The sequence below is a fragment of the Maribacter flavus genome, assembly GCF_008386635.1.
Classification (GTDB): Bacteria; Bacteroidota; Bacteroidia; order Flavobacteriales; family Flavobacteriaceae; genus Maribacter; species Maribacter flavus.
The window spans coordinates 761234-777020 of record NZ_VUOE01000001.1 but is presented as its reverse complement, the minus strand read 5'-3'; the positions used below and the strand labels follow the sequence as shown (position 1 = coordinate 777020).

The window sequence follows — 15787 nt, the reverse complement described above, 5'->3', positions numbered from 1 at the left end:
AAATGATAATTAGACAGTTATACAATTGTGGCTTGTTGCAATTCTAAAAGTTGAATACAACAAAACGTGCCCAGAACGGGATAACCGTTGGGCTTAGTGCCGTTCCGATGGGTATCGGAATCGGGCTACTGTCTAAAAATCAAATTAAATAAGTCTCGTAGAGTATCTGAACGTCCCGTTCAATAAAGGGGGGCGAGTAATCCTTGAAGGGAACGATATTTTCATCAAGTCCCTCGAAAAGATTGATATAGGTGTAGAAAAATGTGGCAACGAAGGTTTGTTGCTCAAAAGTAAGTTTGTTGAATGATGTTTTAAGGTCGTCGCTACCTTCCTTCACGATTTTTTGGTCTGAGCAACACGATTTATTGCTCATTGAAGGATTTTCACAACCCGTGGTTGGTTGTGCCTTTTCCATTCCGCAGGTTTCTGCCTTTGTGAAGAAACTAAAATCGACCAAAGAGTCCCCGCAGTAGTGTATATCAACCGTGAATGACATCGTAGTGAACATCACTACAAATGCCATTAAAACAGATAATATTTTATGGAAAACCTTTTTCATCGATGCAAAATTACAAAATTTTAACAGTTTTTAATGGGTTTAACGAAATTTTAATTTGACTCATTCACAACATTTTACATCATTTGAACGGGTGGACAAGCCTTAGTGCCATATGAACAATACACACAACAATCGCCTTCCTTTGGTCGAATTACTTCCTTACAGTTTTTACACTCATAAAAAAACTGACAAGCATCGGTAGGCATTTGTTCTTCTTCTTGATGCCCACACTTGGGACAAGTAATGGTGGATTTTATTATAGTATTTTTCATATTATTCAGAAACTTTATAACCTGTACTGTTGATAGCCTTTATAATTTGTTCCTCAGTTACTTTGGTGCGGTCGTATTTGACGCTTGTATTGCCCTCTTCATAGCTGGCCTCCACGGAAATTATACCGTCCAACTTGTTGACCTCTCTCTCAATGTGGTTTTCGCAACCCGTACAGGTCATTCTTTCGACGGTAAAGGTTTTTTCAACAATATTATCATATTGCACATATACAATTTCCTTGGTTGGTTGGGCATAAAAAATTCCGGAATAATAGGGAAATGCCAACATCAGTCCAGCAAAGAGGGTCACAATAAGCAGAAATGTTTTTGATTGTAGAAAGGAAGGTTTCCCTGCCTTGCCGACAGGCAGGTCATCATCTTCACAGGCACAATCAATTTCGTGCTGTGATTTTGGCTTTAGCTTCTGGTACCAAGCAAATGCAATTACCAATAAGGTCAGGCCTATGAGATAGGGTCTAAAAGGCTCTACCCAAGAAAAGGTAAATGCAATCCCGCTTGTTCCTGCCAATAGTGCAAGCACTGGTGTGATGCAACAGACTGAGGCAGCGACCGCTGTGAAAATTCCGGTGTACGCTGCTGTATTTGATGATTTGGATGTGTTCATTCTATGCTACTTTTTTGTTTTCTTTAAGCTTGCCGAATATCCCTTCCAACACATTGCTTGAATCCTTGACCAAGGAGTAGTACAACGTTTGGCCATCACGTCTCGAAGTTATCAATCCTGCATCCTTCATTTTACGGATATGCTGCGAAATTGCGGGTACGCTCATTTCCAGTATATCCGAGAAATCACAAGGACAAAGTTCACCTTCCTCGTTCAAGAGGAAAAGTATCTTCAGTCTGGTCTCATTACCTGTCAGGGCGAGTACCTTGCCAATACTGTTGATTGATTCTGAACTTGTTTTCAACGTCTCACGACAGCGCATCAATTGCTTCTGGTCTGCCTCGGCACGGGTGCAACTTAATTCAAGAGACATAATTACAATTTTGAGTAAAGCTACAATTATATAATTATTTAAGCAAATGCTTAAATATATTTATTTTGTTTTTCTAATAGGTTAGAGTTTTTAAGAAAATATGTTATTATAAAAAATTTACCACACTGTCCAAAGCATCGTCAGCATCTTTATGAATAAAATTAGCTTGATAGTTAATGGTGGTTTTCAAATCCGTATGGCGATATAATTTTTGAAGCATTAGTGGATGAATGTTGTCGCCTGCAATATTGCCAAAAGAATGTCGAGCAATGTGCATCGTAACTTTTTTCTGGATGCCTGCTCTTTTTGCAATCTTTTTGAGGTGGTCATTGAATTTTTTGTTTGCTACTTTTTTCTTTCGATATATGTCTTTCGCATCAGATAAGTCGGCTTTTTTCATTTCTGGGAAAACAAAGTCATCATCATTTACTCTGTCCTCAATGTACTGTAGCAAGATTTTTTCAACCTTAGCTGGAATTTTAAGGGACAGTAACTTTGAATTTTTTCCCATTCTATAATGCAATCGCCCATCATAAATCTGGGACCATCTTATAAACAACACATCCGAAACACGCATTCCAGCAAAATAGAAACTGAACAACCAAACGTTCAATGAATGTCTTTCCATATTAGTTAGTTCAGCAACACTTTCAAGGGCTTTTATTTCTTTACCTGTAAGCCCTGTTTTTGTGGTTTCGGGAAATTTGATTTTAAACTTACCCTTGCCAAAGGGGTATATTTCCTTGCTAACAACTTTATCCCGAATGGCTCTATTAAACAGTAGCCTTATCAAGACCATTACATTCATTGCAGTAGTTTCAGTTAATGAACAAGAACCTTTTAAATAAATCTTGAATTTTTTGAGAAAGCGCTCATCGATTTCTTGGAAAGTCAAATGTCGGCCAGAGCAGTATTTTTCTATATAACTCACCCAAGCTGAATCTGTAGAATGGCGATTGATTTTCTTTTCAGCTTCTAAGGCTTCAAGATGCTCGTCAGCAAAATCAAAAAAAGTTAAGCTCGAAGTTGGCTTATATATTTCTTTTTTGATTTGTCGAGCAGTAGCAGCTTTATTATCCGTCTGTAATGCAATAAGCCCTTTTCTGGCTTCGGATAGTTTGGAAGCTATCAAATTGTTCAGGCTTTCAGCTTCAGAATGCGATTTTTTTACCTTTAGGTTTTTAGAGTCCCAATCCTCTAATTCAATGTAATGGCCTATGTGTTTGTAAGTTGAACGACGGTCTTTGGTTATCCTAATTGCAAGCGGATACAGCCCTGTTGCGTTAGGCTTTTTGCGAAGAATTATTTTTGCACTTGTTGACATTTTGAACCTGGTTTAGAGACGAAAGCCAAATCAGGTACAACATCTTGTCAAAAATTCATTCTAAAGATACGTCTTTATTAGGAATTTTGGGTACAACATAGGTACAACAAATGTTGATATTAACTGATATTAATTGACTTTAAATAAAATGAGCAAAAACATAAGTCATTGAAAATGAATTAATTTATGTTTTATTGGTGCAATATATACCAGACTTAGGATCTAGTGCCGCAAGGTGTGAGAGTTCGAGTCTCTCCGCCTGTACAAAGGGAAAGCCGACTTTTAGGAGTCGGCTTTTTTTATTTTGGGTACAACATAGGTACAGTATTTTAATTTTTTTTGCTCTACCTTGGTGTAGCTATTGTCCTTAATACTTTTTTTGGAAAATTAGGTCATAGGTTCTAATCCTGGCACCCCGACTGAAACTATATTAAGCCTTGATTATCGGGTTTTTATATTTTATAAATATACCAAAAACACCTTAAAATCAGGTGTCCGCGAGACCTATTCGGTTAACTATCAACCTTCTGTACTCTTTTAAGCCCCATTCTTATTAAGTTTTTTATTTAAGGTTCTCATGGAACTCGGATTAGAACCAAAATTAAAATTCGACAAAACACACTGTAATTAATGAAATCAAATTTTTGTACTTGATTTGGCTAAGGTTATTATTTGTACAGGTATTCCTCAAATTTCAGATTATTTCAATGCCCAACCATTCTACAATACCAAGTTCGAGGGTGCTCTTTACCGTAGAATTATTTTTTTAAGACTATCCCAACTTAAGAGGCTACTTCCTAAGATATTACTGGGCATCAAAGTGACATTATCAGATGCTCTTTCTATCATTTGAGAAAATGTCCGATGGATGGTTTTGTAATTACCCTCAAAGATAGTTTCTCCATTGACACTGGCTTGCGTATTAAAATCAAAGCAATTTTCTATTGTTCTAGGCACAGTTAAATTCTATTGATGGTATATCATAAATGGATTGTTGGTAAAGTTGAAATTCGTCTTTTATTATAATTGCTTCAATTTTATAATTCCAATAATTCCTACGAGGAAGGTGATGACCAAGGTTGGTAACAATACCCTTAACCAGCTAAAACTTCGGTTTAGTTCATAGAACTTGGCTTCATATTTAGTCCAGTCTATAGTATTGGCAGACTTTTCATCAAAAATATCGGTATAAAAACCAACTCTGAGCTTTTCATGGAATTGGGTAAGGGCGTCTAAAAATTCTTGATGACTCACCATATCCGTACCTGCCAGTTTATTAAAGCTAAGTTGGGCGTGCATGGTGGGAACAAAAAGCGCAACGGTTTCACTCACCTTGTTTCGCAAAAGTATTTTTTCCCTCATTTCTTGACTGGATTCATGCGATTCCATATCACCCATGTGCTGCATACCATAGTACCAAATCCAACTAAACTTGTCATCCGGAACTGAATAATTACTATACTGTGGGTATACCTTAAAAAAAGGATCCATAGTAATATCCTTCTCCAAATCCCATTTTTCGTGATAACCATCCCGCTGCTCTATCATGGCTTCTAAAGCTTCTGGTACCTGATATTTGTTTAAGACGTAATTATTGACCATAGCTGGCAATAGAACGGTAAGTACGACCCAAATTGAAATCAAGGATAGCGCATTAACACTGGAACTTCTTTGAAAACTAACCACAAACAAACAGAGTGCACTCCAAAACAATACATATAATAAACTCTGGAAGCCCAACGCCCAAAAATTAGCATCTAAGGGTATTTGTAGGATGATAGCTGCCAAAGCCAAGAGAAGAAATAAAATGGCAAAAACAAAACCTATTCTTATCCCCATCTTTTTTAATAAAAATCCCATTTTACCGGCGGTTTGCGCCGATAAAATTCGCCAGGTACCCAATTCCTTTTCTTCAGAATACAGGTTAAAGGTCATGGCAATCAATACCAATGGAAAAAGATATATGATGACAAATCCTAAATCAAGATTTCCCGACATTAACAAAGAAGGGTTCTCAAAATCCGTGTCATGCTTCTGCCCTTCAAGATTGCGAATGGTTACGGCCTGCATCAAGGGGTTTACATCGCTCTGGCCAATGGAAATGGCACTCATATTCACTGGCTTTTTCATTAACGTAAAACGCAAATAATACAATACAAGGCCTAAATCATCCATATGGTATTCCACATTGTTTTTAATGCTTTGCTCTTGAAAATGCTCTGCTGCGACAATAGCTTTTTCTTGTTTGACCAAGTACTGCTTCCCAATAAAAATACTGATGACACCAACAACTAAAAGTAAGACCAGGCTCACTAAAAATATCTTGGTCCTAAAAAAGGACTTAAACAACAATTTATACATCTACAATGCCTTTAGATTGATTGATAATCTTAATAACCCCATAACCGATAGTATACTCCATGATAAAAGAGCAGCTATGGAAACCCATTCGTTGCGAAACACTTGGGATATATTTAAAAATGAATATTTGAAAGGGGGAAACTTTTTCCAATAATCGCTAGAAATCTGGTTAGGACCTTCTTGGCCGCTATTCGGAATTAATTCCATTTGCAAGCGGTTCATTTCCTGTGCTAAATGATATCGGTAAGTTTCTGCCTTGTCCTTAAAATGAAGGAAAGATTCAAAATCGGTTCCTGAAAATGCCATGGAAAGATTTTTAATGGCAGAATACGGATTTATAAAAGCGGAGAACCTTTCCAAATTGTTCTGCAGCCCGTATACTTTGTAAAGATCATTTTGATGGCTTAAATACACCTGTGAACTCAATTTTTCGCCCTGGGACATTACAAATCCGCTATAGTTGAAAGGCAAATCGTTCACGTCCGAAACATTGTAGGCAAGTAAAACAGAGTCTTTCATTGCCTTAAAGTGTGGATCATTGGGATTGTGACTATCCCCCAATTGTTTTAAATCGTGTTCCACGGCCGTTTCCATTTCGATTTTGGATGGAGTGGGATACAAATAATAGCCTACTGCCTGTAACGATTTGGGTACGATAATTACGAACAACAACCAAATACCCAAAAGTTTTACCAGGGCGCCTTTGGCTGTTTCACTAAATGCCGAAATCAATAGGGTAATGGCACTTAAAACACCAAAGAATAGCAAATATGAAATCAACAATACCCCATATCTGCCTAAGCTATCGGCGAAAAACACATCATGGTCTTCCGTCAAAACAAAGAACAAGACCACCATAAAAACCGAACCAAGAAACAACAGGGATAAGCTCCAAAGTCCCAACCACTTTCCAAACACAATTTCCTTACGTTTTATACCTTGTCCTATCAAAAGTTTTAAGGTTCCGTTTTCCCGCTCCCTGGCGATGGTAGCAAAGCCCAAATAGAAAATAAGTAATGGGACAATAATTTTAAGCAACATCGCCAAACTCACTTCGCCAAAACGTAGCAATCCAGTTGACATGCTAGCTTCGGAAAAATTAACGGTATTCTGTTTATGGGCTTCAAGAAATACCGCGTTTCCCACAAAATTCTCCATACCCATATCAAAAACACTCAAAACGTGTTTCACTCTCAGGGCAAAAGAACCATAATGGGCCATTCGATGGGGATGTTTATCAGGATTACTTTCCCAACTCTCTTGAACCTCATCTTGTATTACATTTCTTGTAACATTTTGTTCATGATAATTTTCATAACCCGTATAGGTCGAAAATACTAATAGTACTACCATTAGGCCCAAAGCAATGGCCATCACCCTGGACCTAAAGGCATCTTTCCAAAATTGCTTTGCCAATAAAACAATAACATTTTTACGCATTTTCTAAAATTTATAAGTAGCATTTAAAAGCATGTTACGTGGAGCACCAGGTCCTAATCTGGCCGGATTCAATCCTCCCAACCAATATGTTACATCGAACAAATTGTTAATTTTTAATGTCAACTGCATTCCCGTGTTATTTGGTCTATAGTAAATGGCGGCATCAAATACGGTGTAGTCTGGCAATAATACCCTGTCCGTTGCATATGTGGGATTATACCACGTAAACCTTTCATCCATATACTGTGCGCCCAAACCAAGTCCGATTCCTTTTAAGGTTTCATTTGTGAAATCGTAACGTCCCCAAAAGTTCGCATTGTGCCTTGGGGCACCCCCAATACGTTCACCAATAAATTCTTCAATGGCATCCTCTACAATTTCTGCATTGTTATAACCATAGGATGCTATCAATTGAAAGTTGGGAGATACATAACCGGAAATATCCATCTCAAAACCTCTACTCCGTTGCTCACCTCTTGTAGTCAAGTTGTCTAAATCGTAGGTGTCCCCAAGTAAAATATTCTTTTGGTTGATATCAAAAACGGCCAGGTTTGCAAATACCTTTCCGTTCAAGAATTCCCCTTTAAAACCAACTTCTTTTAAACTACTTTCCAAGGGATCAAACCTTCCAGGGGACGCTGCCCAGAAGAATCCTTCCGCAGTTGGTGATAAGGATACTGTATTGGTATGTGGCTGAAAACCTTCCAAATAGGTAGCATAGGCACTTATTTTATCAGTTACCTCATATGTCAAACCTATTCTTGGAACCAATGCATTTGCCTTAAATTCCTGTTCATCTCCCTCATAATCAAATATATCATTAAACCATTCATACCTTAAGTTTAACAATGCGGAGAATTTTCCAATTTTGAACTGGTTCTGAATATAAATACCATCACTAGTGTTAAGATTTGCAGGAATTGTCAGTTCCGAAAGGTTATAGGCATTGGTATTTCTAGCGCCATTAAAGGGGTCTTCCAAATTAAAGTGAGGAACTGCGGGAACCGGCATGGTAACACCATCAACCGTCATTTGTTGAAAGTTATCCGGATTACTAGGGTCATAATTGGCCTGTCCTCCACCCACTGTCAAATATCTTCTGGCACGAAGAAAACCAGCACCATTTTTACGTTCCCAACGGGTGGCATCATAACCTACTAAAATTTTATTGGTAATCTTTTCGGTTTTAATGTCGTAATTAAAAAATCCGCTGAAATTATCGGTTTCCCAGTATTGTTGTCTACTATCATAACGCATTCTGGCCAAGGTGGGAATCACGTTTCCATCGATGTCTACAGCAGTACCGTCAACTCTGTGTTCGGCCAAATCCTCGTCCCATGTCTGCTTCATGTATTGCGCGTTAAAGCCAAAGTTTTTGGTAAATTTTTTACTGAAATTGGTCATGAAAATAAACTCCTTGTTCTTGTAATGGTCGTTTGAAGCACCTACATTTCTGGTAATTGGAGTGCTATTTATATCAAATTCCCCATTGATGGCACCAAAAATAGGCTGGCCCCTATCCAGGTTACCCTTGGCATCATTATAAATCATTTCCACATTCAAGGAGGTGTATTCATTTGGGATGTAACTAAAGGAAGGAGCTATCAATAAAGCATTATTGTTTACAACGTCCCTAAAGGAGTCCGCCTCTTGGAATGCGGCATTAAAGCGGTATAATAATGTCTTGGAGTCATTTAAAGGTCCTGTAAAATCCGCAGTTGCCCGCAAGGTTCCAAAACTTCCCGTGGCTATGGAAACTTCGTTACGTTTTTCGAGCAAGGGTTTTTTGGTCACCATATTTACCGTACCCCCAGGGTCTGCACTTGAAAAGGTTACTGAAGAGGGGCCTTTAATAACTTCTACCCTTTCCAAATGCGAGGTAATGGGCTGAAGGAAATAATATTGTCTTGTTCGCATTCCGTTCAACACTTGACCATCATCTGCTTGGGTAATACCACGAATATTATAATGGTTGTATAGTCCGGTTGGTGCAACGTTGCTCACTGTTTTTACCGCTTCCACTAATTGAAAGGCTTGTCTGTCCGCCAATAATTCCTTGGTTACCGTAGTTATGGCCTGTGGCAATTCTTTATTGGCAATGGCCACTTTGGTGGCAGAAAAGGAATAATCGCTATTGTAGTCTTGCCTTTCCCTGCCCACAACCTCAACGGATTGTAATTGTTCAACACTCTCCTGTAGTTCAAGCCTACCCAAATCGTAGGATTGGTTTTGATTGAATTCCCGGTCCAATTTTAGGGAACGAAAACCAATGAACGCAATGGTCAGGTTATACTGACCTTCCTGAGGGAGCGACAATGTGAAATTTCCATCCACATCGGTAACTGCTCCACCATTGTTGCCATTTATACTTGAATATGATACTGTGGCCCCTAATACAGGATTGGACTGCGAATCCACCACTTTGCCTGTTATGGTTTGCCCAAAAGATAGCGCGGTGATCAACAAGCTTATACATAATAAATATTTTTTCATTTTATTTAGTTGTGGTTAAATAGTTTCAAGATATAATTGATTCAATTTACCGGCATCGATTTCATCTGCCTTGAGTTGCTGGGCCAAAACACCTTCTTTCATGATGCCTATGGTTGTCCCCAATTCCACTGCGTTAAAAATGTCATGCGTTGCCATAAAGATTACCTTTCCCATTGCCGCCAGTTCCTTACAGATTTTGGTAAATTCTGAGGTAGCCTTTGGATCAAGGCCAGAGGTTGGTTCGTCCATAAAAATGACTTCTGCATTTTTTGCTAGGGCTACGGCTATGCCTACTTTTTGTCGCATCCCTTTGGAGTAGGAAGACAACCTTTGATGATGGTCTTCAGATTGTAAATCGGTTTTAGTTAAAATTGCCTCTAATTCGTCCGTAGTGTAATTGAAACCTGCCAAACGACTAAAAAAATCCAAGTTTTCGATGCCGGTCAGATTGCCATAGAGTTGTACCGTTTCCGGAATATAGGCAGTAAGTGCGTTGGTATTGTCCTTACCAACTTCTTTTTCACCAACAAAGGCCTGTCCTCCGTCTTTTTTTATAAAACCAAGAAAAATGTTGATGGTAGTAGTTTTACCGGCACCGTTTTGTCCTAGAAGACAAAATATTTCCCCTTTGCCAACTTCAAAGGATACGTCTTTTAAGGCGACCTTTCCATTATAGGATTTGGTCACATTTATTGCTTTTAGCATGTGATATTATTTAAATTGATAGCTATAAAGCCTCTCTAAGGCTTTGTTTAGGTACATTTAACCTTACCAGGAGGATGTACTAGAAGTATTCATTTATACGATACACTTGAATTGAGGGAATACGAACTCCTAAATAAGGTACATGTATTCTTCTCCGGCAAATGTAGATTTCTAAATGAATTAAGACCGGTGGGGTGGAGGCCTTGTTACATGAAGATGGGAAAAACCCTTATTATAAGCCGCTAGTGGATTAACAGTAAAACCTTCTTTTGCATATTCTACAAAAATATTGCTTGGGAAAACTACTCCTGAACTAACATGGAATAAAGGGGTGAAACCAACTGCAGTGGTTATAACACAAAGTTCACACTTACTGGAAGACGTATCATCATTATGCTCCAACACGTGTAAACTAGTCACCTTTGTTGAAAGGAAAAAGGCAATAAAAATGACTAAAAATATGTTATTCCTAAACTTCATAATGGATTTCAAAACTATTCCATTTTTTTCTTATTAAGAAAGAAATATCAATTACTTTAATGAAAGAGTGGTCTTTTACGCAATATGTAGATTTTTATATTTGGTAAAAGTTCTAATTAAAAGCCGAAAAACCATCAAAATTTTAATGCCAAAGGTGGATTAGAATAAAGGGATTTGAAAATTAAACACTTGAAAATCAACATAGACTACTCGCAAAATTCGGTAAATAACACGTAGTTCTATTGATACCATTCATTTTGACTTATCCCGTGGCATAATTTACTTATCGATATTCTTTACTTTTGAACTATGAAAATGCTTGCAGTTATTTTGTCGTTGTTTACAGTTTTCCTGTCTTCATACCCATGTTGCCAGGATGAAGACTCATGTGCGGAAATATTAACGATCGAGGATAACAGTGGGGAAAGTTCCCAAAACGAAGAACCCCATGAAAGTGAAGGCCCCTGCTCCCCATTCTATAATTGTGGCCGTTGCGTAGGGTTTACCTTGACTTTCAATGAGATTGTTTTGGTTCCTATTGAACATGTTCTGAAAAAGGGTTTTGTCCCTTATCTTCGATTTCAGCCCAAAGAAGCACTTTTCATAGCCCTTAAGCCTCCGAGATATTTTGAAATATAAATAAAACTACATGGTCGAACTCCCCCGACCAAAATCCCTTTTAAATATTTCAAAAAAATCCAAAAAATGAATCCACGATTATTTTTGGTACTCTCCCTTTTCGGGATGGTATCAACGTTTGCACAGAACAAACTTGAACTTAAGGTAAAGGACTCCCTCACCGGAGAACCTTTATTGGGCGTCACTGCCCAAATCAAATCCATTGAAAAAGGCGCTATATCCGACTATAACGGTAAGATATCTATGGAAGAAATTCCCGATGGCAATTATCTTCTTAGATTGAGCTACCTAGGTTATGCACGAAAAGAACTAAATCTATCCTTCCCACTTAATACGGATATACAGGGTAAGACCATTTACCTAGTACCCCAAACGGAGGAAATCGAGGAAATTACATTGGTATCCACCAGAAGCACCCGTACAATCGATGATATACCCACACGTGTTGAAGTGATTGCCGGAGAGGAACTTTCCGAAAAGGGAAACATGAAACCAGGGGACATTCGAATGCTGCTGAACGAAAGTACCGGTATCAGGACCCAGCAGACTTCGGCAACAAGTTATAACTCCAGTATACGCATTCAAGGCCTTGACGGTAAATATACCCAACTTTTAAGGGATGGGCTCCCCCTTTACTCGGGATTTGCCAGCGGATTGAGCCTTATGCAGATTGCCCCATTGGACCTAAAGCAGGTCGAGGTCATTAAAGGTTCCAGTTCAACATTGTATGGCGGCGGCGCCATAGCCGGATTGGTAAACCTTATCTCCAAGACCCCGGGTGAGGAAGCGGAACTTAGTTTTATGGCCAATGGGACTTCCGCGTTAGGTTTAGACTTGAGCGGATACTATTCTGAAAAATTCAATAAGGTGGGAACAACGATTTTTGCTTCTTATAATCTTGGTACCCCATACGATCCCTCCGATATTGGCCTGACCGCCATTCCAGAGTTCGATCGCTTTACATTAAATCCCAAAATTTATGCATATCTCGGTACAGATACGGAATTGATGCTTGGCCTTAATGCCATCTGGGAAAACCGTCTTGGAGGAAATCTGGATTTTATAAAGGGGGAAAGTGTGGCGGACCCATACTTTGAATCCAATGAAACCGAGCGATTCTCTACCCAATTGAGCTTCAACCACTCCATTGATGAAAGAAACCGGTTCGAAGTAAAGAACAGTTTCAGTTTTTACGACCGTAGCATTCAAATTCCTGATTTCACTTTTTCGGGATATCAAAGATCTTCGTTCAGTGAACTTAATTTTTCAACGGATTCCGAGGAGGGCCTGGAATGGGTCTTTGGGAGCAATCTTTGGACGGAGTATTTCAATGATACCCGAGAAGATCAAAGTTTGGCCCTGGATCAATCCTATCAGATTTATGGATTGTTCGCACAGAACGTATGGCCCATAGACGACAAGCTATCCGTCGAGACCGGGCTTAGGGTCGATTTTCATTCAGATTACGGTGCCTTGGCATTGCCCAGGTTATCCGTTCTCTATGAACCGGCCAATTCATTGACCTTTAGGCTTGGTGGCGGGATGGGATACAAGACCCCCACGGTATTCATTGAAGATGCCGAACGGTTGCAGTTTAGAAATGTGTTGCCGATCAATACGAACGAAACCGATTTGGAACGCTCCTCGGGAGGAAATTTTGATATCAATTACAAGTGGGTTCCATTGGCGGGTATGACCATGTCAATCAATACCCTACTCTTTTATACCAAAATTGGCGACCCATTGCTTTTGGTTGCGGACGGGAACGGGCTTTATGTTTTTGACCAGCCCGATGGTTACGTGGACACCCGGGGAGCGGAAATCAATCTTAAGGCCAAATACGGGGATTTTAAACTGTTTACAGGATATACGCATGCCAGTGTAAAACAAAAAATAAATGGGATAGTTATGGATTTTCCCTTGGTAGCAAAACATCGCCTGAACAATGTTTTGATGTATGAAAAGGAAGAAAACCTATGGGTTGGTCTGGAGGCATATTATTACAGTCCACAGAAATTGAGCAATGGGGAAATTGGGCAATCGTACTGGATCATGGGACTCATGAGCGAAAAGAAACTAGGCGAAAATTTTTCTGTTTTTCTTAACTTTGAGAACTTCTTGGACACCCGACAGACAAGATTCGGCACAATTTTTACGGGCAATATAGGAAATCCCCAGTTTTTGGATATCTATGCTCCCGTAGACGGTTTTGTGATCAATGGAGGCTTCAAGATTATCATGTAATCTAAACCCTGTTGCTAAGACAGGCGAGTCCAATTTTGTTTGACTTTTAAATACCAAGGCATTTGTTTCTGGTATTTTAGTGCTATCAGCCCTTTGAGTTTCGTTTCTGTCAAAAAAGGACGTTTTGATGTCCAACATTGTTGCCAATGGTCGCGTAGTCGGTGGATTGCCCAAATATTGTCTCGTTGCCCCTTAATATGGCTTTAGAAGGTTTCCTAAATGTGGACAAGCGCATCACGAAAAAAGTTTATTTTTGAGGACTATAATTAGCAATATAAAATACGATATTTTTAGTAAAAAAAACATGCGCTTATTCACTATCTGCTTATTGCTTTTGACAGCTGTTGGACCAACTAGAGGACAGGAGGGTTTTTTATTTCAAAAAACTAAGATAGCACCTGGTACGAAGAAACATTTTAGGATTCCCGTTACCGATGGCAGGGATAGTACCTTCATTCCGGTAACGGTAATCCATGGATTAAAGTCCGGACCAGTGCTAGGGGTTACCGCAGGAGTACATGGTTATGAATACCCTCCAATTTTGGCAGCGCAACAAATCAATAAAAATCTTGACCCCAGTACTTTGAAAGGTACTGTGATTTTGGTACAGGCGGCGAACGTGCCAGGTTTTTTTGGACGGAGCCCGAATCTGAACCCATTGGACGATAAGAATCTCAATCGCGTATTCCCTGGAAGCCCCACTGGATCCATTACGGAACGTATGGCATATACCATTACTGAAGAAGTCATCTCCAAATCTGATTTTTTTGTTGACGTCCATGGTGGTGATTCTCCGGAAGATTTGATGCCCTACAACGCATGGTATGATTCACCGGCCTTTCCCGAAACTTCGAACATGGGGCGTGAAATGGCAATGGCCATGGGTTTTGATTTTACGGTTATGTTCAATGTTTCGGAAGAGCGGGTGCTGCAACCGAGTCTTTATTGCTCCCAAGAGGCCTTTCATAGACAAATACCTGCAGTGGATATCGAATGCGGTCGTCTGGGAATTCCCGGCATTGATGAGAGGGATAGGATTGTTTCGGCTCTCTATTCATTAATGGCTCATTTAAAGATGTTGCCCGAGAAAAAAGTAATCAAAAAAAAACCGACAATTATCTCCAAACGAGCTACTATTACAAGTGACCATGATGGAATCTTTTATAGCGACAAAAAAGCCGGCGACCGCATAGCAAAAGGAGAAAAAGTAGGATATATTACCAATTTCTTTGGTGAAAAGTTAGAGGAAATTATCGCCGATGATTCAGGTATTGTTTTGTATATAGTCGGAACGCCCCCTATAAATAAAGGGGAGACCTTGGTAAGTTTAGGAATATTGGATTAGGTAAAAGAAAATCGTAAATAATCAATTTTAAGGGTTATAACCTACTAGCTGGATGACTAATAGTCAAGGTACTATGTTTACACTATTTTGCATTTCTATTAATTATTCTTGGAAATGCGCTAAAGATAATATTATACTTTTTTTAGTTTTAGTGATAAATATAAATAACTATATATGAAAACATTAGTAAGTTTTATAGCGGTGTTTTTTTAGTTGTCGGATGCGATAATCAGAAGAAAAACCTAGCGGAAAAATTCGATAAACTACAAAATCAACATAATAGCATCTCCGAAGTACATACAGAGTTCAAATCAACTCATAGTGTTATGAGCAAAAAACATCAGGACTTCATGATGAAGCTTGAGGGCATGGAAATTAAGGATTCTAGCGTTCTAGAGGATATAGCTAAACACGAAGCTATCTTAAAAAAGCATGATGCCATGCTTGAAGGACATGATGCTATATTCGAAGCTCATAATGAACTTAAACAAGGTTTTGGTAAAAAATCCGCTGCCGAAATGGAGGCACAATTGTCGGAAATGACGAGTACCCATCAAAAGCTTATGGAGGAACACAGTGCCATGAAAAAGGAGCATGATATGATGGAAAATGAACTTGATAATATCATGACCAAATTGGACAGTACGAAGACTTCCGAATAAAAATTGACTTTAAAAATTCATGAAAGCCATTGGTCGTTACAGAATCAACGGCTTTCTTAGTTTAGTAGTAAGTATGGGAAATGGTTAGATCTTACATTGTAATAAATTATTAAGTGTTCAAATGAAGGAAGACTAATGGAATCACAGAGAATAAAGCCAATTTAACGATGGATATGTCGAAAAATAGAGCGATTAGTTTTGAGAAAATCGAGCTTTTTGATGTAATTATTACTGCTAATCTTCGGAATTCAAGGAAATTTTCAGA

13 protein-coding genes are annotated in these 15787 nt (G+C 38.8%); 4 read left to right on the top strand and 9 right to left on the bottom strand.

The window, feature by feature from the left end:
• Window positions 1-139: 139 nt before the first annotated feature.
• From F0361_RS03455 to F0361_RS03415, 9 genes are all read right to left on the bottom strand, one after another.
• The gene (locus F0361_RS03455) at window positions 140-559 is read right to left on the bottom strand and encodes an HYC_CC_PP family protein (RefSeq protein WP_138257795.1); all 420 of its coding nucleotides are present in this window, start codon (window positions 557-559) and stop codon (window positions 140-142) included.
• 74 nt (window positions 560-633) lie between these two features.
• Entirely contained in the window at window positions 634-831 is a 198-nt protein-coding gene (locus F0361_RS18870) for a GDCCVxC domain-containing (seleno)protein (RefSeq protein ID WP_149304612.1), read from the bottom strand.
• Between the two features lies 1 nt (window position 832).
• Window positions 833-1456: a mercuric transport protein MerTP gene (merTP, locus tag F0361_RS03445; protein WP_149304613.1), complete on the bottom strand. Its 624-nt coding sequence runs from the start codon at window positions 1454-1456 to the stop codon at window positions 833-835.
• 1 nt (window position 1457) lies between these two features.
• Window positions 1458-1829 (bottom strand): ArsR/SmtB family transcription factor, encoded by a 372-nt coding sequence (locus tag F0361_RS03440; RefSeq protein ID WP_149304614.1) that lies wholly within the window; start codon window positions 1827-1829, stop codon window positions 1458-1460.
• Between the two features lie 106 nt (window positions 1830-1935).
• Complete coding sequence (locus F0361_RS03435) at window positions 1936-3153, bottom strand: site-specific integrase (RefSeq protein WP_149304615.1); 1218 nt, start codon at window positions 3151-3153, stop codon at window positions 1936-1938.
• Window positions 3154-4173: 1020 nt separating this feature from the next.
• On the bottom strand, window positions 4174-5514 hold the full coding sequence (locus F0361_RS03430; protein ID WP_154917235.1) for a DUF3526 domain-containing protein: 1341 nt from the start codon (window positions 5512-5514) through the stop codon (window positions 4174-4176).
• The gene (locus tag F0361_RS03425; protein ID WP_154917234.1) at window positions 5515-6954 is read right to left on the bottom strand and encodes an ABC transporter permease; all 1440 of its coding nucleotides are present in this window, start codon (window positions 6952-6954) and stop codon (window positions 5515-5517) included.
• 3 nt (window positions 6955-6957) lie between these two features.
• On the bottom strand, window positions 6958-9447 hold the full coding sequence (locus F0361_RS03420; protein WP_154917233.1) for a TonB-dependent receptor: 2490 nt from the start codon (window positions 9445-9447) through the stop codon (window positions 6958-6960).
• 15 nt (window positions 9448-9462) lie between these two features.
• On the bottom strand, window positions 9463-10152 hold the full coding sequence (locus F0361_RS03415) for an ABC transporter ATP-binding protein (RefSeq protein WP_154917232.1): 690 nt from the start codon (window positions 10150-10152) through the stop codon (window positions 9463-9465).
• Window positions 10153-10941: 789 nt separating this feature from the next.
• On the opposite strand from F0361_RS03415, the gene F0361_RS18955 reads away from it, so the two are divergent.
• From F0361_RS18955 to F0361_RS03400, 4 genes are all read left to right on the top strand, one after another.
• Window positions 10942-11271 (top strand): DUF6660 family protein, encoded by a 330-nt coding sequence (locus F0361_RS18955; RefSeq protein WP_394349865.1) that lies wholly within the window; start codon window positions 10942-10944, stop codon window positions 11269-11271.
• Window positions 11272-11337: 66 nt separating this feature from the next.
• Entirely contained in the window at window positions 11338-13515 is a 2178-nt protein-coding gene (locus tag F0361_RS03410) for a TonB-dependent receptor (protein WP_154917231.1), read from the top strand.
• Between the two features lie 304 nt (window positions 13516-13819).
• The gene (locus F0361_RS03405) at window positions 13820-14860 is read left to right on the top strand and encodes a succinylglutamate desuccinylase/aspartoacylase family protein (RefSeq protein ID WP_154917230.1); all 1041 of its coding nucleotides are present in this window, start codon (window positions 13820-13822) and stop codon (window positions 14858-14860) included.
• 326 nt (window positions 14861-15186) lie between these two features.
• Window positions 15187-15522 (top strand): hypothetical protein, encoded by a 336-nt coding sequence (locus F0361_RS03400; protein ID WP_154917229.1) that lies wholly within the window; start codon window positions 15187-15189, stop codon window positions 15520-15522.
• The last annotated feature ends 265 nt before the right edge of the window (window positions 15523-15787 follow it).

What these genes read in the sequence shown, in the direction of transcription:
- merTP (WP_149304613.1), bottom strand. Translation starts at nt 1,456, where the DNA reads ATGAACACATCCAAATCATCAAATACAGCAGCGTACACCGGAATTTTC.
- F0361_RS03440 (WP_149304614.1), bottom strand. Translation starts at nt 1,829, where the DNA reads ATGTCTCTTGAATTAAGTTGCACCCGTGCCGAGGCAGACCAGAAGCAA.
- F0361_RS03425 (WP_154917234.1), bottom strand. Translation starts at nt 6,954, where the DNA reads ATGCGTAAAAATGTTATTGTTTTATTGGCAAAGCAATTTTGGAAAGAT.
- F0361_RS03415 (WP_154917232.1), bottom strand. Translation starts at nt 10,152, where the DNA reads ATGCTAAAAGCAATAAATGTGACCAAATCCTATAATGGAAAGGTCGCC.
- F0361_RS03455 (WP_138257795.1), bottom strand. Translation starts at nt 559, where the DNA reads ATGAAAAAGGTTTTCCATAAAATATTATCTGTTTTAATGGCATTTGTA.
- F0361_RS03435 (WP_149304615.1), bottom strand. Translation starts at nt 3,153, where the DNA reads ATGTCAACAAGTGCAAAAATAATTCTTCGCAAAAAGCCTAACGCAACA.
- F0361_RS03410 (WP_154917231.1), top strand. Translation starts at nt 11,338, where the DNA reads ATGAATCCACGATTATTTTTGGTACTCTCCCTTTTCGGGATGGTATCA.
- F0361_RS18955 (WP_394349865.1), top strand. Translation starts at nt 10,942, where the DNA reads ATGAAAATGCTTGCAGTTATTTTGTCGTTGTTTACAGTTTTCCTGTCT.
- F0361_RS03405 (WP_154917230.1), top strand. Translation starts at nt 13,820, where the DNA reads ATGCGCTTATTCACTATCTGCTTATTGCTTTTGACAGCTGTTGGACCA.
- F0361_RS03420 (WP_154917233.1), bottom strand. Translation starts at nt 9,447, where the DNA reads ATGAAAAAATATTTATTATGTATAAGCTTGTTGATCACCGCGCTATCT.
- F0361_RS18870 (WP_149304612.1), bottom strand. Translation starts at nt 831, where the DNA reads ATGAAAAATACTATAATAAAATCCACCATTACTTGTCCCAAGTGTGGG.
- F0361_RS03400 (WP_154917229.1), top strand. Translation starts at nt 15,187, where the DNA reads ATGAGCAAAAAACATCAGGACTTCATGATGAAGCTTGAGGGCATGGAA.
- F0361_RS03430 (WP_154917235.1), bottom strand. Translation starts at nt 5,514, where the DNA reads ATGTATAAATTGTTGTTTAAGTCCTTTTTTAGGACCAAGATATTTTTA.